The organism is Clostridium sp. 19966 (assembly GCF_032335695.1).
GTDB lineage: Bacteria > Bacillota > Clostridia > Clostridiales > Clostridiaceae > JACTOJ01.
Window position 1 is genome coordinate 128329 of the sequence record NZ_JACTOJ010000008.1, and the last position, 21719, is coordinate 150047.

A 21719-nucleotide genomic window follows, 5' to 3' on the forward strand; every position below is an offset into this window, starting at 1 on the left:
CTCTTTTATTATTTTTACTATTTCGCTTTCAAATTCCCTAAGAATTTTCTGAGATATATTGCACACAGAATTTCCAAGTCTAAAGGTTAATGGCAGCGTATTAAAATGACTTATTACTCTAAAGCTATTTTCATTATAAAAGTTTGAAGCTTCTATTCCACATCTTTTTGCCACCATGTAACTTATACTTTCAAGAACAGTTTGAGTAAAATAACTTATAAACCCTTCTTCTGGTAAACTTTCAAGCCATGTTTCTTTAATATCCTGTTCATAGCCTTCTAAAATATTATCAAAGTTTTCATTAATCTTAATATCTGTAAGCTGTAATATCAATTCTTCAATAGAACTACAATTTAACCCATATTTTTCATTTATACTTTCTAAAAGTTTTTCACTAATAGCATCACTTAACTTCCATAGCTTAGGAATGGTATGAGGTTCTCCGTTAGTGTCTTTAACATCAAATAAATATGTTAATCTAAGAGTTGGCATAGAAGTATCAAAAACCGCTATGCTTCTTGTTCCCCTGTTTACATACCTTCCTATTTTTTTATTCCATATTTCCATAGTAGCAACCATTGTTGCATCAGGCCTTTGAGCATAGATTAAAACCGAATTATCAAAGTTATATTTATAAATTTTCGCTGCAAAGTCTAAGAATTCTTTCCATTCCTTTTTATTGCTTGTAACTATTCCTGTTACTTTTTCGTAGATTTCTCTTACCTCTGTTAATCTACTCATCAAGTACCTCCTTCCCCTGTGTTTCAAAATATAGTTTTAAAGCCTTATCAATAATATCTTCAATCTCTGGCTGTTTAACTTCTGGTGCAAAATATTTGCTTATTAGTTTTGGCTTTAATTTTATAGATGCAGGTTTATTTGATTTTGTTTTTTTGTTAAGTTCTCCTGAAAGAATTGAATAAGCTGTATCTTCGTTTAGTTTTTCTTTCTCTGAGTAATCCCTTAAGGCTTGTGATTTCTTCAAGTCAATCTTAAATTTATTTTCTGAAACTATAGATTCGATAATATTTTGTTCATTTTCCTTCAAATATGAAAGTTCTACTGCTGCAAAGAATGGTATTTCTTCTATATCAAGCCTATCCTTTAATTCTTTTATAAGATGGCAAATTCTTAAATACCTTGATACTGTTCTTCCTGACAAATTAAAACTTCTTCCAGTTTCATCTGCACTTGTTAACTTCTCGCCTAATAGTCGAGAAGTTTCTTCAACCTTCATTTCATCAGCTTTTAGCATAGTTTCAATCTCTTTTAAAAGGTCTGTTCTTTTGCCTTGAGATGTTAATGCTTTATGATGTTCTGATAAAGCAGCAGCTCTTTCTGAAAATAACATATCACTAAAAGATCTTTGCATAAGATTGGTTTCAGTTACTATAAGAATAGCTTCTTCATCATCAATATTTTCTTTTATAGCTACAGGAACTTTGTTAAGTCCCGCAACCTTTGCAGCATTAACCCTATTATGTCCAGACAATATCTCATAATTGTCTCCCTTTTGTCTTACTATAACAGGCACAATTATTCCTAATTCTTTGATGCTTCTAACCATATTATCAAATCTTTCGCCCTCATATAATTTAAAAGGATGATTTGAAAAAGGTATAAGCCTATCTATTTCAACTTCTATAACTCCAGAATTAGTATCACCTTTAACTTCATTATCTCCAAACATATCATCTAAGCTCATTAACTTTCTCTCACTCATAGTGCAGCCACCTCCTTAGCAAATTCTCTATAAGCAATGGATACTTTATTTTTAGAATCATATTCTATGGTACTCTTACTTCTCATATTAGCTTCTCCAACCTTAACAGAAGTTGGAATTTTATTTTCAAATATGTTGATTTTACTACCATAGGCATCCTGAATAATTGCTAATACCTCTTTTGAAAGCTTCATCCTGTCGGCATACATAGTAAGAAGTATCCCATCAACCTCAATATTAGGATTTATTCTCTTTTTAACTCTTATAATATTCCTAAGAAGCAACTCCAATCCTTTAGCTGAAAGATATTGAGGAGTAACAGGAATAATAACACTATCACAAGCCGCAAGTGCATTTATAGTAAGCATCCCTAGTGATGGAGAGCAATCAATAATTACATAGTCATAATCATCTTTTATTTCATCAACAATAGATTTTAAAACAAGTTCTCTGCTCATAACATTAACAAGTGCTATTTCAATTGCTGATAGCTCTAAGCTGCATGGAATAATATCAATGTTTCCTGATGTAATAATATACTCTTCCTTCTTAGGTAAGCTTTTTTCCTCAATACCCAGCGACATCAAATTATATATTGTTGTTTTTATACTGTCTGTATTATCATATCCAAAGCATACTGTTAAGCTGCTCTGAGGATCAAAGTCTATAAGTAATACCTTCTTTCCCATTTCTGCTAATGCATATCCTAAATTTAAAGTTGTTACGGTTTTAGCAACGCCCCCTTTCTGATTCACGATAGAAATTACTTTACTTTTACACATTTTTACCCTCCACCTTTATAAATTTATTTTTCCTGTTTTTCTGTTTCACACTATTTAATTTAATATTACACTATTAAATGTACTTATTCAAGAAGAATCTTTTGTTTTTATCAATTATTTTTCTTATTATTGAAAATTCACATTAAAAAGTGTATATTTAAATTCAAGGATGGTGAATCACATGCAATTAACTATGGGTGAAAAAATTCGTATTTTAATAAAAAGAAAAAATATTACTATATCGGAGCTTGCAAGGTTAATAGGCACTACTAATCAAAATTTATCAAATAAACTTTCTCGTGATAATTTCTCAGAAAAAGAACTCCAGCAAATTGCTGAAGCTCTTGGATGCAGGTTTGAAGGATATTTTGTTTTTCAGGATGGGGATAAAATTTAATATTTTTGTATTTATAAAACATAAAAAGACTATGAAGTTTTAAGCTTGCATAGCTTTTTTCATAGTCTTTTTATGTTTTATACTAAATTAACACTACCATATCTACTTACTCCACCTCAAATTCCCACTCTAACCTTAACACCCTGAATAACCTCTTTATTTCTAAAATCATCACCATTTGTGTTAAAGTTATAAAAGCTTGCAAAGTGAGTAAATTCAATGATTATAAGGAATCCTTGCGACGTATTCCCACTACGCACTCCACGTGCCACGTCTGCGGGAACATATCCATTATCTTCACTTTCTCTATCTCATACCCTCTTCCTGTAAGCACCTTAAGATCATTCATCAAGGTCTTAGGGTTGCAGGATACATATATTATGGTAGGAGCATCAAATTTAGTTACGTATTCCATTGCCTTTGGATGTACTCCGCTTCTTGGAGGATCTAATATTATTATGTCTGGTTTATCAGTAACCTCCTGTATGGTTTTGGCTACATCTCCAGCTATGAAGCTGCAATTTTCAAGGCCGTTTAGCTTGGAGTTTTCTCTAGCGCTTTCTACTGCCTCTTCTATAAGCTCTAGACCTACAACTTTTTTTGCCTTGCCTGCAGCTATCTGTCCTATGGTGCCTGTGCCGCAGTATAGATCAAATACTACCTGGTCATCAGCCTTGCCCATGAAGTCTCTTACCATGGAGTAAAGCTTCTCAGCTCCTAAAGAATTTGTTTGGAAGAAAGAAAAAGGTGATATTTTAAAGCTTAGCCCTAGAAGTTTCTCTGTTATAAAGTCTTTGCCATATAAAATATTAACTTTATCTGCTGCCACTACCTCTGACCAGGAATCGTTGAAGGTATGAAGTATGCCGCTTAATTTGCCTTCAAATTCCATACTCATTATCAAGTCTTTGAATTCTTCCATGTTGAAATCTATCTGGGTGGTTGTTATTATATTTATAATTATCTCTTCAGTATTCTTTGTTTTTCTTACCACTAGATTTCTTAAATATCCTTCATGCCTCATAACTCTATAATAAGGAAGCTTTTTTTCTCTGAAGAATTTAACAGCAGCCTCTACTAGCTTTCTTACATCTTCATCTACTAGCTGGCACCTATCTACATTAACTATTCCAAAGCTCTTTCCGCTCATGTGCATACCTAGGGTAAGCTCACCATCTTTTTCGTAGTCACCAAAGGTAAACTCCATTTTATTTCTGTATTCATATTCCAGCGGGCTTCCTTCTATGCCTTCATAATTGATATCTTCAAGCCCTGCCTGCTTAAATAGCTTAAGCACCTGTGCTTCCTTTAGTTGCAGCTGCTTTTCATAGGGCACAAATTCCTGTGTGCAGCCTCCGCATTCACTAAAATGTGGACAAGGAGCTTCTATTTCATAGGGAGCTTTTTCTAGCACTTCTACTACCTTCCCCTCCACATTGTCTCCTCTTTTTTTAGATATTCTAGCTAATACCTTTTGTCCTGGCACCGCATTTTTCACATTTATCTTATAGCCTTCTAGAGAAGCTATGCCGTAGCCTCCAAATTTCATATCTTCTATATTAAGCGCATAGGAATTTCCTTTTTTCATATATATCAACCACTTTCGCATGAAATTATTTTTCGACTTAGCTCTGTTTTAAATCAGTGTTGATTTTTATACTGATTTAAAACATTCCTTTAGTACGGTGTAGGCTATGTTTTAAAATGTTGATATCATCTTTGGAGTTCTAGAAACTCTTAGGAAGTGTCAATTATAACAAAGCATAGCCTTCGACTTATATAATATACTATATAAGAGCCTTCAAGTAAATACGAATTTGATTATGCTAGGCTTAACTTCCTTTCGGCCTTACCTATATATCTCAGCATAAAGCCTTAATAGTTCTAGCTATCCTTTGATATTTCTTAAGCCATATAGATAAGAAGATATCGGGATAACTAGTTATATAGTTATATAATTATTGGGAAGTTCCTGCGAAGCTTTAAAAGCTAGTCTCCATGAGCTTTACAGCATATTTTAATATCAAAGCCTCTGTTTTTAATTGTTAATGAGTAAAAATTCATCCTCACTGAATTCTTTACAAATTTTTATTATTATTTTCCTTGCAGAAAACTACTGCAAGAAGAAAAAAAGAAATCGGCTCACAAAAAGAGACGATTTCCTCAATAACTATTAATTTTAACCTCTTGCTTCTTAATTAAAATTTATGACTTACTAATCTTATTTTAAGGTCTAATATAACTAATCTCTTTGCACCAGACCCTTTATATAAGTAGCTCTATATTTTTTTAGTTTTCTCCACCAGTTCCTTTGAAGAGCTGGTTATTTCATCTAAAATAGCGGTTATTTCTTCTGTAGCTGCTGCATGACCTTCTGATACAGAGTTTACTTCATTCATCTGCTTTATTATAATCTCAATGGATTCCTTCATTTCATTTAAAACACTTAGAACTTTTTTAACGGAGTCTTCGCTGTTTTGAGACAATTTTCTCATTTCTTGAGCTACCACAGAGAAGCCTCTTCCTGCCTCTCCTGCTCTAGCCGCTTCAATAGCCGCATTTAATGCTAATAAATTTGACTGAGAGGCAACTCCTTGTATAGCTCCTATTATTAAATCTGTCTCTGCGATTTTTTTGCTGGTACCATTTACAGCTGTCATGGCATCAGCTATGGAATTGGCCATCTTCTGAGAACCATCTGCTATGGAATTTATAGCAGAGCTTGTCTCATTTAATGAGGAAAATAAATCTTCTGCTATTGTTTCAATATTGGATTGAGTTTCCATGCTCTTAGCTATTCCAACTGCTCCTATAATCTCACCGCTGCTGTTTTTGACAGGGTATGCTATAGCTTTAAAAGCGATACTAAAGGCTTCTTTTGGAACAACTGCCGACACAGTTTCTCCTTTTTCCATGGCTATAGCTAGTGGATTATCCTTCGGCACTATATCTCCTTCTTTGAATTCAATAGGAAGTTTATTATTTTCATATAATGCAATGCACTTTTCTCTATCAGTTATACATACAGCTATATCTTCCTGAAGCATTTCAGGTAATAGAGGCAATACCTGATTAAAGGAATCAAAAATACTATTTTCCATCTTTTTATCTCCTTCATAAGTAAATATATTCTAAAAAGTCTTAATATATCCTCTATTATACCACTTTTCTCAAGGTTTTTAAATATATTTTTAATTTAATTTTAATTTTTATATTATTTTTAACTTTTGCATCAATAATATAGAATTTAAGACATTTTTCTTACTCCAGATACATATTCAAGCTCTCTGATTTCATTTATAATAATATGTTCATTGGAATCTCTTGGCACTAATATAGTAAAATAGCATAAACTATAATTTTCTTCACCTTCAGATATGAATTCGATATTTTTAATCTTAATTACTCTGTCCGCAAAATATTTTTCCACTCTCATTAAAGATATGTTTCCTTTTGAAAAACTTATTTCTAATTTAAGTGTTTGGCTTCTCTCTATGAATTTGTCTTCAAATTTCTTTAAAATAACTAAAACCACATATACGCATAGAGTAGATAATATGGTTATGCTGTAATATCCAAAGCCAGCAGCTATGCCTATGCAGGCTACTGTCCAAAGACTTGCTGCAGTGGTAAGCCCTTTTACAGAGCCTTTTTCGTGCAGTATGGTACCAGCACCTAAAAAGCCCACTCCTGAAATTACCTGAGCGGCTAATCTTCCATAATCAGCGCTGAACACAGATTTGCCCGTACCTGCTCCGGCCAAATGCTGTATATCGCTAACTATCTGAAGCTGTATCATGGAAGTCACTGCTGCTCCTACACATACCAATATATGTGTCCTAAAGCCAGCAGTTCTATTATTTCTCTCCCTTTCATACCCTATTATTCCGCCTACAACAGCAGCTAATAATAATCTTAATGCAATTTCTAATTGTCCCATATAGACCCTCCTGTCATTATCCCAATAAAATAATATTAATATATGTTTTTGTTTTAAATAAGTGCTTAAAATCAACACTGATTTAAAACAGGACGTAAAACTTCTATTCTCATTCTTTTCAAGCACAGTGATAATGCTGATTCAAAAGTTCTTAGAAATATTTATATCATATGAATAATTTGGGAACATAGAATAATTATAATATAAATTTCTAAATAAAAAAAATTTCATTTAATAATTCATAAAATTTCATAAAATTTTCACTTAATAATATTGCATTAATGGTAAATAAATGATATATTTTAAGTGTAGTCTTAATTATTTGATGCAAAAGTATTTCATATATTAATATATGAAATATATTTTTTAAGTTTTTGTGCAATCGGTTGCATTTGATATAAGACTTCGCATTAATTTAACTTATATTGAAAATTTTTCCTTCATAATAAAAGTAGGAGGTTTTTACCGTGGTAAGCTATGTTAAAACAGATGAATGGAATGTTATACAAGACTCACTAAATCTAGAAAACAACTTAATTCTGGAAAGTATAATGAGTGTTGGCAACGGTTATATGGGCATGCGTGGAAATTTCGAAGAAGATTTCTCTGGGACTACCCTAAGCGGCACCTATATTGCTGGCGTATATTATCCTGATAAAACTAGAGTGGGCTGGTGGAAAAACGGTTATCCAGAGTACTTTGCAAAGGTTATAAACTCCGCAAATTTTATTGGTATTTCTGTAAAGGTTAACGATGAAATTGTAGATCTTGCAAAGTGCGAAATAAAGGATTTTAAAAGGACTTTAAACCTGCAGCAGGGATATCTATTAAGAGAATTTACTCTTCTCAATAAAGGTAATGAGTTTAAATTCTCCGTAAAAAGATTCTTAAGCATGACTTTCAAAGAAATTGCCGCTATCTCTTACAGTATAACTCCTTTAAAGGCAGATGCTAAATTAGAATTTACTCCTTATATAGACGGAGATGTTTCTAATGAAGATTCTAATTACGATGAAAAATTTTGGGAGGAAGTTTCGATAGATGCTTCTGTGGGAAAATTCCACATTCTTCAGAAAACTAAAAGACTTGATTTCCATGCTGCAGCTGCCTGCACCTATGATTTATTCCAAAATGGTGAGCAAATTGATATTACCCCTCAGGTTATATCAGAGCATAAATATGCAGCAAATCGTATTGTAGTACAAGCTAAGGCTAAGGAAGCTACTACATTAGTAAAATATGTGGCTGTTACAAATAATCGTTATTATGACGCTGATACCTTAGTAGAAAAAGCTTATGGTCTAGTTAATTTGGCTCACAGTAAAGGTTTTGAAGAATTATTTATAGAACATGCTGAAAAATGGAAGCACATATGGCAGGAAGGTGATATATGCATATCCGGTGATAAAAAAGCACAGCAAGCTATTAGGTTTAATATCTTCCAGCTAAATTGCACCTATACAGGAGAAGATTCCAGACTTAATATAGGGCCTAAAGGCTTCACTGGCGAAAAATATGGCGGCAGCACTTACTGGGATACAGAAGCTTATTGCCTTCCCTTTTATTTAAGTACCAGAGAACCCTCCATATCTAAAAATCTTCTGATTTATAGGTATAAGCACTTAGAGAAAGCTAAGGAAAATGCAAAAAAACTAGGACTTAAAGGAGCTCTTTATCCTATGGTTACCATGAACGGAGAAGAATGTCACAATGAATGGGAAATCACCTTTGAAGAGCTTCATAGGAACGCTGCCATCACTTATGCTATTTTCAACTATGTAAGGTATACTGAAGATGAACAGTACTTAGCAGATTACGGTTTCGAAGTTATTGCTGAGACTGCTAGATTTTGGGCATCCAGAGTTAATTACAATCCTAGAAAAGACGTATATATGATGCTTGGAGTTACTGGTCCAAATGAATATGAGAACAATGTAAATAATAATTGGTATACAAACACTATGGCCGCTTGGAATATTGAATATGCCCTCAGCACTTTAGAACTGCTAAAAGAAAAGTACAGCAGCAGATGTACTGAGCTTATAGAAAAATTAAATTTAAAGCAGGAAGAACTCTACAAATGGCAGGACATCGTAAATAAAATGTATTATCCAAAGGATGACTCCTTAGGTATATTCCTTCAGCAGGATGGATATTTAGATAAAGAGCTCGTAAATGTTAAAGATCTAGCTCCTGAAAATCTTCCTTTAAATCAAAAATGGTCTTGGGATAGAATTCTTCGTTCCTGTTTCATTAAGCAGGCAGATGTGCTTCAAGGTTTATTTTTCCTGCATGACAGATTTGATACTGCAGTTATTAAACAAAACTTTGATTTTTACGAGCCTAAGACTGTTCACGAGTCTTCCCTCTCCCCTTGCATACACTCTATCCTTGCAGGAGAGCTTGGCTACTACGAAAGAGCCTATGAGTTATATCTTAGAACCTCAAGACTGGATCTTGATAATTATAATAATGACACCTGCGACGGCCTTCATATTACTAGCATGGCAGGAACTTGGATGTCCATTGTATATGGTTTTGGTGGGCTTAGAATCTGTGATAATAAATTATCCTTGAGCCCATTCATACCTAAGGCTTGGGAAGAATATTCATTTAATATAGTATTTAGAAATAGAATTATTAAAGTTTCTGTAAATAGAGAGCTCATTACTCTAAATTTAGAAGAAGGTGAGCCTTTAGAAATAAAGCTTTACCAAAAAAACATTTTGCTAAAAAAGGATTCCACTGCAATTTCAGAAAATATTAATTCTTAGAAAGGTAGGTAAATATAATGCCAATAAAAAAAGATTTGCCAAAAGTAGCTTATTTTTGTATGGAGTATGCCCTGGATACTGAGCTGAGGACCTATGCTGGAGGTCTTGGAATACTTGCTGGAGACTATCTCAAAGGAGCTAAAGATTTTGATTATCCTATGATAGGAATAGGCATAAAGTGGAAACAAGGATATTCAGATCAGATGCTTGATAAGGATGGTAAGCCTTTTGATGCTTATCATAATTATGACTATGATTTTTTAAAGGATACAGGAGTTAAAGTTAAGGTTAAAATAAGACAAAGAGATGTTACCTGCAAGGTGTGGCTCTGTGATAAATACAATAATGCTCCAATTTACCTTCTAGATACGGATCTTCCTGAAAATGAAGATGCTTGGATAACAGGTCAGCTTTACGGATGGTTCGGCGAGGAAAGAATAGCTCAGGAAATGGTGCTTGGCATAGGTGGTATAAGAGCGTTAAGAGCCCTTAACATTCCTGTGGATGTATATCATTTTAATGAGGGTCATGCTCTATTTGCTGGTTTTGAGCTTATAAAAGAAAAGATGGATAAAGGCTTTTTCTTTGAAGATGCTTTAAAGGCTTCCAGAGAAGAAATAGTTTTTACTACTCACACTCCTATAATTCAAGGCAATGAATATCACACTTTAGACAGATTAATATATATGGGAGCTAATTCTGGTCTTACCTTAGAGCAGCTGATAGAAATAGGAGGATCTCCTTTCAATATGACTGTGGCAGCTCTTAGAATTTCTAGAATTTCAAACGCAGTAGCTCAGCTTCATAAGGAAACTGCCAATAAAATGTGGTCTGAAGTAAACGGGCGTTCAGAAATAATCGGCATAACAAATGCTATTCATTTGCCTACTTGGGTAGATGAAAATATGATTTCCTATGCTGAAAGCTATGACAGAAGCAGTGAAAGCAAAGATAGACTTTGGAATCAGCATATGAAAAATAAAAAAGAACTTATAGATTTTGTATATGAACGCAATGGTGTTAAGCTTGACAGCGATGCCCTATTAATAGGCTTTTCCAGAAGAGCAGCTCCTTATAAAAGAAGCAATTTAATATTTACAAAGCCTGAAGTTATAGAACCCTACTTAAAAGAGGGAAAAATTCAGATCGTATTTTCAGGAAAAGCTCATCCACTAGATGACACAGGTAAGAAAATTGTTGAAAATATAGTTGATATATCTAAGCGTTATCCTAATGCAGTAGTTTTCCTTGAAAATTATGATATGACTATAGGAAGAATGCTTACCCATGGATCAGATATATGGCTTAACAATCCTAGACGTCCGCTAGAAGCCAGCGGTACCTCTGGAATGAAGGCTGCTATGAATGGAGTTCTTAACTTAAGCATACTTGACGGTTGGTGGCCAGAAGCTTGTAAGCATGGAGTTAACGGATGGCAGTTTGGAGATGGCTTTGAAAGTGAGGACTTCGAAGTTTTAGACGCCCATGATCTTGGATGTCTCTATAAAGTTTTATTGAAGGAAGTTTTACCTACCTACTACTCCGATAGAGATAAATGGGTTGAAATGATGAAAAACAGTATACTTTCTACTAAAGATTATTTTTCAGTAGAAAGAATGCTTAAAGAATACTATGAAGAAATGTACATTAAATAACAGTTTAAAATTCATGCTTTATTGTCCCCCCAATTGAGGTCAATTTAAAGTATGTTAGAAAAAATCAGCTTGAATAGTGATTTATTCAAGCTGATTTTTTTATGTAATTCTGCTATAAATTTGAGGACTCGCGTTCAATAAGAGTGGTTTTTACAATAAAATGATTATACTTAGAATAATTTTCTTCCTTTAGCCTGTCTAAAAGAAGCTTAGAAGCATTATACCCAAGGTCATAAGTATTTATTTCCACAGAGGAGAGAGGCGGATTTTGATACACCGCTATTGGTATATTATTGAAGCCTACCACAGCAATTTTATCCTCTATATTTTTCTCCTTTATGGCTTTCATAGCTCCAATAGCGATAAGATCATCTGCAGTGATTACTGCATCCGGAATGTCCTTGTCCAAAATTTTCATCATAGCTTCATATCCCGCTTTTTCTTCAAACTCTTCTGAGCTTACTACTAACTCTTTTTTTATTTCCATGCAATGAGCTTTCATAGATCTAGTAAAGCCGTCCATTCTATCTATAGAAACGTTAAGACCTTCAGGTCCCCCGATAAAAGCGATATTCTTAAATCCTTTTTCAATAAAAGTGCTTGTCACGCTGTACATAGCTTCAAAATTATCATTATCTACCCAAATTACATCTTTAACCTCTTCTGGTCTTCCAACTACCACAAAAGGATAATCTATGCTCTTAAGATACTTTATACATTTATCGTTACTTCTTGAAGTAAGAAGTATCACTCCGTCTACTAATTTGCTATTAGTAAATTTTTTAATGCAGCTAAGCTCATCCTTTTCATTTCTTCCGAAGGAATACATTATATTATATTCTCTTTCCTTTGCTGCCACACCTATTCCAGTCATAAGCTCTATAAAAAAAAGATTTTTGTGAAAATCCTCTGCCGCACTAGGAAGTATTAGCCCTAATATTTTAGTAGAATTATGAGCTAGGCTTCTTGCCATAGCATTAGGATAATATTTTAACTTTTCTACTGCTTTATATACCCTTTCCTTGGTTTCATCACTTATCTTAGGATTGTTGGTAAGGACCCTAGAAACCGTAGAAGGAGAAACATTAGCTTCTTTAGCTACATCTTTTATAGTAGCAGCCATTTTACACCACTCCTGTTCTTTAAAACCACTCTAATTCGTAATTAAATATTACCCTTGCAAAGTGACATTAGTCAAGCTTTCATCAAGTTTGTGCAACCATTTGCATAAGGTCTCAATTTGTATTATAATATAAATATAAGTAATAATGCAAATAATTTATAATTTATTGTTAAGGAGATGTAATATATGATTAAAGGTTGTATTTTCGATTTAGATGGCGTTATTGTAGATACTGCCAAATACCATTATAAGGCTTGGAAAAGGTTAGCCGAAGAGCTTGGCTTCGAATTTACTGAAAAAGATAATGAAAGGCTTAAAGGAGTAAGCAGGATGAAGTCCTTAGATATACTGCTTAGTGTAGGAAATCTTTCTTTTAGTGATAAAGAAAAGCTTTTCATGGCAGAAAAGAAGAATTCTTGGTATGTAGAATATATATCAAAGATGGACAAGAGCGAGCTACTCCCTGGCGTTGAGGACTTTCTAAAGGAACTCCATTCAAAGAATATAAAAGTTGCTTTAGGCTCTGCCAGCAAAAACTCAATGCTTATTATGAGAAATCTAGAGCTTGAAAAATACTTTGATGCTATAGTAGATGGCAATATGGTAAGTAAGGCAAAACCTGATCCTGAGGTATTTCTAATCGCTGCGGAAAAAATCAATTTGACCCCTTGGGAATGTGCTGTATTTGAAGATTCTCAGGCAGGTATCGAAGCCGCCAAATTGGCAGGTATGAAGGCAGTGGCTGTAGGTTCCTCTAATAACTTAAAGGATTTTGATAGAATAATAAGTTCCTTTGAAAAATTAAATATAGATTTTTTAAACTTTTAAAAAAATTTTTTGTTTTGTGCAACCGTTTGAATACATTGTAATGGAGTGATACTGTGTGTAAAGCATTAAAAAATATTATTTCTTTTTTAATTTCATTCTCAGTGTTTTTCTCTTTATTTCTTCCTATTAATAGCTACGCTAAAAGTAAATCAACTAAAATAACCAAGGATGATTTAATATATTTTATTGTTACTGACAGATTCTTTGACGGTGATAAAAGCAATGATATTGGTGCAGATATAAACAATCCCTCTTCCTATGAAGGCGGTGACTTCCAAGGCATTATAGACAAGCTTGATTATATAAAAAGCTTAGGTTTTACAGCTATATGGATTACTCCCGTGGTGCAAAACCAAGAAGGCGGTTATCATGGTTATTGGGCCACTGACTTTTATAAGACTAATGAGCATTTTGGAACAATGGATAAGCTAAAAGAACTAGTAAATACAGCTCATAAAAAAGGTATAAAGGTTTTATTTGATCTTGTAGTAAATCACACTGGTACCGACAATCCTTGGGTTTCCGATCCTTCAAAAGCTTCCTGGTTCCATGCTGATAAACCTATAGATTATTCCAATCAAGATTCTATAGAAAATGGATGGCTAGCTGGTCTTCCTGATTTAAATCAAGATAATCCTGAAGTTAAAAAATATTTAATTGATATGGCCAAATGGTGGATAAAAGAGACTGCTATTGATGGATATAGACTTGATACGGTAAAGCACGTTCCTAAAAGTTTTTGGACAGACTTTACTAAAGAAATAAAAAAAGATTATCCTGACTTTTATTTTGTGGGAGAGGTATTAAACAACAGTGCTCCCTATGTGGCTTCTTATCAAGATACAGGCATAGATGGTTTATTAGATTATCCAGCCTATTACGCCATAGACAGCGCCTTCAACGGTACAGGCAATGCCTACAATCTACAAAATATTATTCAGCAAAGCGATACTTATTCTAACAAATCCCTTATGGCTACTTTTATTGACAATCATGATGTGAAAAGATTTGTAAGCACCACATCTGATTATACCGAAGAAAGACTTAAGGCCTCTTTAACCTTTATGATGACTTATACGGGTATTCCTACCATGTACTACGGCACTGAAATAGGAATGGGGGGCGGCGATGATCCTGATAACAGAAGGTTTATGGATTGGAGCAAAACTTCTCCTATAACAGATTACGTAAAAAAACTTACCTCTATAAGAAAAAGTAATGAAGCTTTAACAGGCGGAGATATAAATATTCTGTACTGTGACGATGAGGCACTATGCTTTAGCAGGCAATCAGGCAATAAACAAATATTTACTGTATTTAATACTTCAGCTAAAGATAAGCATGTAGAAATTCCTATGGATAATACTGCTGCTAAAAAGCTTATAAATCTAATTGATAATAAAAAATATAGTGTAAGTAACGGAAAATTAACTGTTGAGCTTGCTCCTCTGGGCTCACTAATATTAGCTCCAGAAAGCTCAAATTTATTAATATATGTACTAGCATCCATTGCTGTCCTGTTTGTATTGGCTGCCTTAATAGTTGGAATTATAGTGTTAAAAAGAAGAAAGCATAAATAATAAAGCTATGTTTTAAGTCAGTGTAAAAATCAACACTGACTTAAAACATAGCCAAAAAAATGTTGATAAAAAAATAGCTGCCGAAAAATTAATATGAACTAATTTTTCAGCAGCTATCTTTATCTTATATTTTTAAATATCTTTACCTCATTAGGCAGTAATAGCACTTGTTTGTCTATGTTTTCTTCTTTATTTTTCATAAGTTCTAGATATATTCCGCTAAGTCTATCTATTTGAACTATCTTGTTTTCGTCGCTATTATTTAGAACAACTATTATCTCTTCTCCATTAAAACTTCTTAAATAAGAATACACTTGATTTTCACTAAATAAAGTTTTAAAGTCTCCATAGGTTAATGTTTTTTCTTCTTTTCTAATAGCTGTTAACTTCTTGAAAAATTCTAGCAGTTCTCTATTCTGTTTATCTTCTTCCCATATCATGCATTTTCTGCATTGGGGATCATGTCCACCTGTAAGTCCTATTTCATCTCCATAATATATATATGGAACACCTATATAAGTAAATTGAAAAGCAGCTGCCAGCTTTAATCTTTCAACCTGCTCTCCAGCCTCCGTTAAAAACCTTGAAGTATCATGGCTTCCCACAAGATTAAATAAACTTCTGTTTATGCTGTCCATATAAAGATTTCTATTAACAGCAAGTCCATTATCAAATTCCTCTAAGGATATGATTCTTTTAGCGAAGAAGTCCACACATAAATTTTTTACTGGATAATTCATTATGCTGTCAAGCTGATCTCCCTTTAACCAAGCTAAGGACTCATGCATTATCTCTCCTACAGCTACAGCGTCACTTTTCACACTCTTTATAGCTTTTCTAAAATCTCTCCAAAATACATGGTCTACTTCATCGCATACATCCAGTCTCCATCCATCTATTCCCACATCTTTAATCCAATACTTGGCTACTTCTAAAAGATATGACTTTACTTCAATATTGGCAGAATTAAGCTTTGGCATAGTTACTACATCATTAGCAAAAGTGGCATAGTTTACCTTCTTCTTGTCCACAGGGAAACTTTCTACAAAGAACCAATCCTTATATTTTGATTTTTCACCCTTCTGAACTACATCTTCAAAGGCGAAGAAATCATCACCTGAGTGATTGAACACAGCATCAAATAGTATTTTCATGCCCTTTTCGTGACATTTTTCAACTAATTCCTTTGCCTTATTTACATCTCCAAAAGTCTTATCTATAGCATAATAATCCTTAGTATTATATTTGTGATTAGTAGAAGATTCAAAGACAGGAGTAAGATATATTATATTCACTCCTAATTCTTTTAGGTAATCCAGCTTATCTATTATGCCCTGCAAATCTCCTCCAAACATGGATTTCTGAGTTACTTCTGCTCCCCAGGGCATAACATCCTTGGGATCATTGCTTTTATCTCCGTTACAAAATCTATCCGGCATAATTTGATAAACTATGCCTTCTTTCATCCAGGTTGGGCTTTCATATAAATCTGCAGAATTAAGATACGGAAATTGAAATCCATTTTGCTCTACAGGTTCTGCAAGTTCCTTAACCAGGCCTCTTTCATTTAAGAAAAGTGTGTCTCCTAAATTATCTTCAAGCTCAAATATATATCTGAATCTTTTTTCTTTTATTGTTATTTTAGCTTCATAGTAGTCAAATAAATCGCTGGTATCAGCTATATTCATAGCTTTTACATCATAGGGCTTTTCCCAATCATATCTATCCTTATAATATATCCTGCAGCGTCTTAAATCTCCTTTAGCTGTTCTTAGTCTTATTACCAAAGTGTCTTCATCTATCCCATAAACATATGGTGCTTCTAGTTGATGATATATAGCATATTTGTTCATTGTTCTCCTCCTTAGCCTTTAACAGCTCCTGCTACTAAACCTTTTGCAATAAACTTCTGTGATAGTGAAAATACTATTACAATTGGCAAGGTTGCCATAACAGAAGCTGCTGCAAATTGAGTCCAATTTGTAGAATATTTATCCTTAACGAATTGGTATAAACCTGTAGCAATGGTCTGATTTTCTGGGTCTTTCATAAGTGCGCTAGTGTACATAAATTCACTGTAGGTTCCTATAAATACAAATATGAATATAACTACCATCATGGATTTGCACATAGGAACTATAATCTTTATAAAAGCTTGAAAAGTATTGGCTCCATCCACATAAGCTGCCTCATCCAGCTCCCTTGGAATACCATCCATGTAGCCTTTCATAAGCCATATATTATATGCGCTTCCTCCGCACATAAGAATAACAAGACCAGCTATATTGTCCATAAAACCAATTTTAAAAGCAATAGCAAGTATAGCTGATATGGCCATTGTTCCTGGGAACATCTGAAGCAGAAGAAGTGACATTAACCCGTTTCTTCTTCCCCAGAACTTTAATCTGGAAAATGCAAATGCAGCTGGAACTGTAAGACACAATTGAATAAAAGAAACAGATAAACATATTATCATAGAATTTTTAACCCAAACAGTTAAAAAATCAGTTTGCTGTATAACATTAATATAATTATCAAAGGTTATTTTGCTTGGGAACATCTTGCCTGATTGCGAAAATGTATCTCCAGGCGCTAGCGATGCTCCTACTATGAAGAATATAGGAATTAACACAACAGCTATGAAAATCCATATGAATATTCTAGAAAGCCATAGATCCCTCAGCTCCCCAAATCTGAGCCTCTTTTTTTTATACATAACCGCATTAGCTTCAGCCGGTTTGTTATTTCTTTTTGATATTGAAATATCCATATTAGTTAACCTCCTTAAACTGACCAGATGCTTTCATTTGAATAAAGGATATAGTTCCTACTACAAAGAATATAAGAATACTTAAAGCTGCAGCAATAGCATACTGGTTGTTTGTAGTTGTTAAATTATATGCAGTAGATGTAAGTATATCTGTATATCCTGCATATTGATTATTAGGATTTGCTGGTCCTCCTCCCGTTAAAAGGTAGGCAGAATTAAAGTTATTAAAGTTAAATGCAAAGCTTGATATTAATAGTGGATAGGCAGTCTGAGTTAGTGTTGGCAAAGTTATGCTCTTAAATTTTACCCATCTGTTAGCTCCATCTAATTCAGCAGATTCATAGTAATCTTCAGGTATAGCAGAGATTGCACCTATGCAGACATTCATCATATAAGGAAATCCTAGCCAAATATTTACTATTATTACAGCAGCTCTGGCAAAGTCTTTGTTAGCCAGCCACATTATAGGCTCTTTTATCATATGAAACTTTAGCAAAAATAAATTTATAGCTCCATAGTTTGTATTGAAGAGTCCTCTCCAGGATACTATTGCTATTACTGCTGGAAGTGCCCAAGGAATTATAAGTATAGCTTTATATATAAAAGCTTCCTTCATGTTTTTATTTGATAATACAATTGCTAATATAAGACCTGTAAAAAAGCATCCGGCAGTGGATAATACAGCAAATACCATTGTCCACAAAAATATTGGTAAGAAACTGTTCGTAAATGGTCCATGTATTATATTCTTAAAGTTTTGCAGACCTATGAGCTTAAAACTATCCATATTTTTTAAGCTGTAGTCCGTAAAGGAAATGTATATTGTATATAATATAGGAAGCAGTACAAATATAAATATTGTTATAAGTGCTGGTGCTAAAAACAAGTATGGACTAACACCCTTCAAAAACTTTTTTCTTCTTATACGTTCCATAAATAGACCTCCTTAATTAATATAAACCAAGGGGGATTAAATTTTTCTCCCCCTTGTATATATATTTTATTTTTGCTGAGCTATACCTTCTTTAACCTGTTTTGCAATATTATCAGCTGTTTGCTGTGGAGTCTGTTTTCCTTGAGTTAAAAGCTGAAGATTGTTTCCTACAGGTGTCCAAATTGCTGCCATAGCAGATATATTAGGCATGATTTCAGCATCCTTAGTCTGAGCAGAAAATGCGCTTACAGTCACATCATTCTTAGCAGCATCACTATTTAGTGCATCTGTTAAAACTGGAATTCTATGTCCTGTTTTTATTAATGGTTCTGCTGAATTTTCAATTAAATATTTAACAAGATCCCAAGCCTCTGTCTTTGACTTGGACTTAGCATTTACAAATCCTGCCTGAACCCCCATGAAAGGTTTAGCTGTATTCCCATCTATAGTTGGTAAATTAGCTACTCCAAAGTTTATTCCTGCTTTCTGTATAGCTTCAACATCCCAAGCTCCAGAAATATAGAAGGCTGTCTTTTTATTTATGAAGGATGCCTTTGCATCATCGCCCTTTATATCTCCATTCATAAATTTATCTTTTTGAGTTAATGACTGTATGAAATCATAAGCTTTTACAGCTGATGCACTGCCAAGGCCTGTATCATTTTTATCATAGCTTCCGTTAGTCTTTTTAAATACGTATCCGCCTTCACCTGATATCCATGCATAGGAGTAGTAAAAATTATTTATATCATACTGGAAGCCGCCGTTTTGTTTTGCCATGTCTATAAGTTCGTCCGTTGTTTTTGGTGCTTCTTTTACTTTATCTTTATTATAGAATAAAGCATAAGTTTCCATAGCTATAGGAAATCCGTATTTCTTTCCGTCCCAAGTTAATGCATCCAAAACCTGTTTATTAGCGTATTTTGATTCATCTAGCACTCCTGAAGGAACTTCATCTAAAAGTCCTGCCTGCTGAAATGTGGCTAAATTATCATGAGCAATACCAAACATTACATCTGGTCCCTTTGAGCTTTGTGCTGCAGTCTTAAAAGCTTGGAAATCACTGTTATCTACTAGAACCTTAACCTTGTTTCCAGTTTTCTTTGCCCATTCCTGAGCTAGCTTGTCTATTTCGGTAACTTCAGACTGATTAAAATGTGACCATACAGTTAATGTTTTTCCGGTTTTTCCGCTTGTACCATTACTCTTAGAACAACCTACAACAGTAAAAGTCATAACTGCAGTAGTCAAAACACATAGAAAAGTTTTAATATGCTTATTCATTCTTATTCCCCCTATAATTTAAATACATGCAATCGGTTGCATTGATTAATTATATTGTAATCCTTTACTGCAATTTAGTCAATACCTTTTATGTAAAAATTAACACATTTTTATTTGCTGCATTGGTACTTTATACAAAGCAATAAACAAAAAAATAGCTGCTTTCCTTCAAAATATTTAAAGGAAAGCAGCTAAAAATTTTATTCTATTTTTTATTTTCACTCTGTTTCAAATCAGTGTTTATCCTTACTCTGATTTGAAGCAGATTCTTTATTTCTTAGCAAAAGTGTAGCAATAAGTCCTATAAGAGCTATTACTGCTGCTGCTACATACATGTGGCAATATCCTGTATTAATAGTAGTTTGAAAAGTATCTACAAGCTTTGAGCTGAAAGAATCTATAGCTTTTGAAATCATTGGCTCTACATTCTTTGGGACAACTTCTCCCAAGGCTTTTTTAAGCATAGGTACTATTGTAGTTACATCTGCATTTTGCAAGCTTTTAAAGGAAGCTGCTGCATTGGAATTGCCTGAGGCGGAGGTCATTACTCCCTGCCTCATTATTGGTGCAAGCACTTCCATAAGCTTTCCTTGAAGATTTTTAGAGGAATTAATTACAAAGCCTATTAATATGCTTGGTGATATGGCAAGACCAATAGATCTAAGTAAAGACATAGTAGCAAGACCTGCTGCGCTCTCTTCTTTAGGCACTGTCTGAAGTACCAGATAATTAAGTGGTGCCCCCATGGTAAAACCTACGCCTATACCCATAAGAGCTAATCCTACCATCACGCTGAAGAAGGAAAGCAGCTTTGTGGTAACAAAAGCTAAGAACAGGCTGCCTGAAATATTAAATAAGAAACCAAGTATAAGAACAAACTTAGCTCCTTTCTTATCTATCAATTTTCCGCTCACAGGTGCTGCAATTCCAGAAAACAAAGCTAATAGTGTTATTAGATATCCTCCGCTGCCAGCCTTTAGCTTAAGCACATTCTCAGAAAATTGAGGTACAAATACCATACCCATCATCCCTATACCTACTATAAAAGCTGTTATAAGTATCATGAGTATTTGAAAATCCTTAAAATACTTTAGGTTTAATATAGGATCCTTCGCTTTTCCTTCTATATATATAACTATAGGTAACATTACTATGAATATTATTAAAAATGGATAAACATCCTTAGATTTAATGCTGGTAAGTAAATTAAAAAAATCCGTGTTTGTAAGAGCATACATGAGGCTTCCAATTAAGATGGCAAGAGTAAATGCACCTATCAAATCTATTGGTTTACTCATTTTTGCATTGGATTCTTCCATCTTTCTGCTTAAAAATAATATTATTATGCTTATAGGCACATTTATGAAGAATATCCAACCCCAATGGCTTGAGCCTGCAATATCGATAATGCTGCTGCCTAAGGTAGGCCCCAGAATATTTCCTACTCCATATATCATACCTACAAGTCCTAAAGCAGTTCCTCTCTTTTCTTCAGGAAAACTATTTCCTATTACTGCATTAGCTATAGGCATTATTCCGCCTGCCCCCAAAGCTTGAATTCCCCTTGCAATAAGCATAAAGGTAAAGTTTCCATAAAAATTTGAGATTCCGCACAAAAATGAGCCTAATCCAAAGGTAGCTATTCCAAATACATATCCTTTTTTATGCCCATATCTATCACTCATTTTACTTACTATAGGCATTGATATGGCATAAACAAGAGTATAAAGAGTTATTATCCAAGTTCCAGAGCTTTTATCCACACCAAAGCTGTTTTGAATAATTTCTCTAGCAGGAGAAACTATTCCTGTATCTATTGCTCCCATAAAAATTCCAAGTAGAAATAGCACTAATATTAATGCAGATTTTTTATTTTTCATCATAACCCTCCTATCTTTTAAATGAACATTGTTCATTTAAGTTCATAAA

General features: G+C 33.7%; 16 protein-coding genes. 5 read left to right on the top strand and 11 right to left on the bottom strand.

What is annotated here, in order from left to right:
• Positions 1-733: 733 nt before the first annotated feature.
• Positions 734-1723, bottom strand: coding sequence for a ParB N-terminal domain-containing protein (locus IAI10_RS10455; RefSeq protein ID WP_315673201.1), 990 nt, complete (start codon positions 1721-1723; stop codon positions 734-736).
• On the bottom strand, positions 1720-2505 hold the full coding sequence (locus IAI10_RS10460) for an AAA family ATPase (protein ID WP_315673202.1): 786 nt from the start codon (positions 2503-2505) through the stop codon (positions 1720-1722). The genes IAI10_RS10455 and IAI10_RS10460 overlap by 4 nt, the downstream gene beginning before the upstream one ends.
• Positions 2506-2686: 181 nt before the next feature.
• On the opposite strand from IAI10_RS10460, the gene IAI10_RS10465 reads away from it, so the two are divergent.
• Complete coding sequence (locus IAI10_RS10465) at positions 2687-2902, top strand: helix-turn-helix transcriptional regulator (RefSeq protein WP_315673203.1); 216 nt, start codon at positions 2687-2689, stop codon at positions 2900-2902.
• Between the two features lie 223 nt (positions 2903-3125).
• Here IAI10_RS10465 and rlmD read toward each other — a convergent pair whose 3' ends face one another.
• From rlmD to IAI10_RS10480, 3 genes are all read right to left on the bottom strand, one after another.
• Positions 3126-4490, bottom strand: a complete 1365-nt coding sequence (rlmD, locus tag IAI10_RS10470; RefSeq protein WP_315673204.1) for a 23S rRNA (uracil(1939)-C(5))-methyltransferase RlmD — start codon at positions 4488-4490, stop codon at positions 3126-3128.
• A gap of 691 nt (positions 4491-5181) precedes the next feature.
• Positions 5182-6003 (bottom strand): methyl-accepting chemotaxis protein, encoded by an 822-nt coding sequence (locus tag IAI10_RS10475; RefSeq protein WP_315673205.1) that lies wholly within the window; start codon positions 6001-6003, stop codon positions 5182-5184.
• Between the two features lie 146 nt (positions 6004-6149).
• Positions 6150-6842 (bottom strand): MgtC/SapB family protein, encoded by a 693-nt coding sequence (locus tag IAI10_RS10480; protein ID WP_315673206.1) that lies wholly within the window; start codon positions 6840-6842, stop codon positions 6150-6152.
• 467 nt (positions 6843-7309) lie between these two features.
• Here IAI10_RS10480 and IAI10_RS10485 point away from each other — a divergent pair, with 467 nt between their 5' ends.
• Together IAI10_RS10485 and glgP are read left to right on the top strand one after the other, a co-directional pair.
• Positions 7310-9616 (top strand): family 65 glycosyl hydrolase domain-containing protein, encoded by a 2307-nt coding sequence (locus IAI10_RS10485; protein WP_315673207.1) that lies wholly within the window; start codon positions 7310-7312, stop codon positions 9614-9616.
• A gap of 17 nt (positions 9617-9633) precedes the next feature.
• Positions 9634-11271 carry an alpha-glucan family phosphorylase gene (gene glgP / locus IAI10_RS10490; protein ID WP_315673208.1) on the top strand — a complete coding sequence of 546 codons (1638 nt, stop codon included), beginning with the start codon at positions 9634-9636 and terminating at the stop codon, positions 11269-11271.
• A gap of 112 nt (positions 11272-11383) precedes the next feature.
• On the opposite strand, the gene IAI10_RS10495 is transcribed toward glgP, so the two are convergent.
• Entirely contained in the window at positions 11384-12394 is a 1011-nt protein-coding gene (locus IAI10_RS10495) for a LacI family DNA-binding transcriptional regulator (RefSeq protein WP_315673209.1), read from the bottom strand.
• Positions 12395-12580: 186 nt separating this feature from the next.
• On the opposite strand from IAI10_RS10495, the gene pgmB reads away from it, so the two are divergent.
• Entirely contained in the window at positions 12581-13222 is a 642-nt protein-coding gene (gene pgmB, locus IAI10_RS10500; protein ID WP_315673210.1) for a beta-phosphoglucomutase, read from the top strand.
• 53 nt (positions 13223-13275) lie between these two features.
• Positions 13276-14802 (top strand): alpha-amylase family glycosyl hydrolase, encoded by a 1527-nt coding sequence (locus IAI10_RS10505; protein ID WP_315673211.1) that lies wholly within the window; start codon positions 13276-13278, stop codon positions 14800-14802.
• A 119-nt stretch (positions 14803-14921) separates the two neighbouring features.
• Here the strand turns inward: IAI10_RS10505 and IAI10_RS10510 are convergent, their stop codons facing one another.
• From IAI10_RS10510 to IAI10_RS10530, 5 genes are all read right to left on the bottom strand, one after another.
• Positions 14922-16655, bottom strand: coding sequence for a glycoside hydrolase family 13 protein (locus tag IAI10_RS10510; protein ID WP_315673212.1), 1734 nt, complete (start codon positions 16653-16655; stop codon positions 14922-14924).
• 11 nt (positions 16656-16666) lie between these two features.
• Positions 16667-17518: a sugar ABC transporter permease gene (locus tag IAI10_RS10515; RefSeq protein WP_396334367.1), complete on the bottom strand. Its 852-nt coding sequence runs from the start codon at positions 17516-17518 to the stop codon at positions 16667-16669.
• Between the two features lie 55 nt (positions 17519-17573).
• Positions 17574-18506 (bottom strand): sugar ABC transporter permease, encoded by a 933-nt coding sequence (locus IAI10_RS10520; protein WP_315673214.1) that lies wholly within the window; start codon positions 18504-18506, stop codon positions 17574-17576.
• Between the two features lie 66 nt (positions 18507-18572).
• On the bottom strand, positions 18573-19790 hold the full coding sequence (locus IAI10_RS10525; protein ID WP_315673215.1) for a maltose ABC transporter substrate-binding protein: 1218 nt from the start codon (positions 19788-19790) through the stop codon (positions 18573-18575).
• A 233-nt stretch (positions 19791-20023) separates the two neighbouring features.
• Positions 20024-21670, bottom strand: a complete 1647-nt coding sequence (locus tag IAI10_RS10530) for an MFS transporter (protein WP_396334364.1) — start codon at positions 21668-21670, stop codon at positions 20024-20026.
• Positions 21671-21719 lie beyond the last annotated feature (49 nt).

What these genes read in the sequence shown, in the direction of transcription:
- IAI10_RS10455 (WP_315673201.1), bottom strand. Translation starts at nt 1,723, where the DNA reads ATGAGTGAGAGAAAGTTAATGAGCTTAGATGATATGTTTGGAGATAAT.
- IAI10_RS10460 (WP_315673202.1), bottom strand. Translation starts at nt 2,505, where the DNA reads ATGTGTAAAAGTAAAGTAATTTCTATCGTGAATCAGAAAGGGGGCGTT.
- IAI10_RS10465 (WP_315673203.1), top strand. Translation starts at nt 2,687, where the DNA reads ATGCAATTAACTATGGGTGAAAAAATTCGTATTTTAATAAAAAGAAAA.
- rlmD (WP_315673204.1), bottom strand. Translation starts at nt 4,490, where the DNA reads ATGAAAAAAGGAAATTCCTATGCGCTTAATATAGAAGATATGAAATTT.
- IAI10_RS10475 (WP_315673205.1), bottom strand. Translation starts at nt 6,003, where the DNA reads ATGGAAAATAGTATTTTTGATTCCTTTAATCAGGTATTGCCTCTATTA.
- IAI10_RS10480 (WP_315673206.1), bottom strand. Translation starts at nt 6,842, where the DNA reads ATGGGACAATTAGAAATTGCATTAAGATTATTATTAGCTGCTGTTGTA.
- glgP (WP_315673208.1), top strand. Translation starts at nt 9,634, where the DNA reads ATGCCAATAAAAAAAGATTTGCCAAAAGTAGCTTATTTTTGTATGGAG.
- IAI10_RS10495 (WP_315673209.1), bottom strand. Translation starts at nt 12,394, where the DNA reads ATGGCTGCTACTATAAAAGATGTAGCTAAAGAAGCTAATGTTTCTCCT.
- pgmB (WP_315673210.1), top strand. Translation starts at nt 12,581, where the DNA reads ATGATTAAAGGTTGTATTTTCGATTTAGATGGCGTTATTGTAGATACT.
- IAI10_RS10510 (WP_315673212.1), bottom strand. Translation starts at nt 16,655, where the DNA reads ATGAACAAATATGCTATATATCATCAACTAGAAGCACCATATGTTTAT.
- IAI10_RS10515 (WP_396334367.1), bottom strand. Translation starts at nt 17,518, where the DNA reads ATGTATAAAAAAAAGAGGCTCAGATTTGGGGAGCTGAGGGATCTATGG.
- IAI10_RS10520 (WP_315673214.1), bottom strand. Translation starts at nt 18,506, where the DNA reads ATGGAACGTATAAGAAGAAAAAAGTTTTTGAAGGGTGTTAGTCCATAC.
- IAI10_RS10525 (WP_315673215.1), bottom strand. Translation starts at nt 19,790, where the DNA reads ATGAATAAGCATATTAAAACTTTTCTATGTGTTTTGACTACTGCAGTT.
- IAI10_RS10530 (WP_396334364.1), bottom strand. Translation starts at nt 21,670, where the DNA reads ATGAAAAATAAAAAATCTGCATTAATATTAGTGCTATTTCTACTTGGA.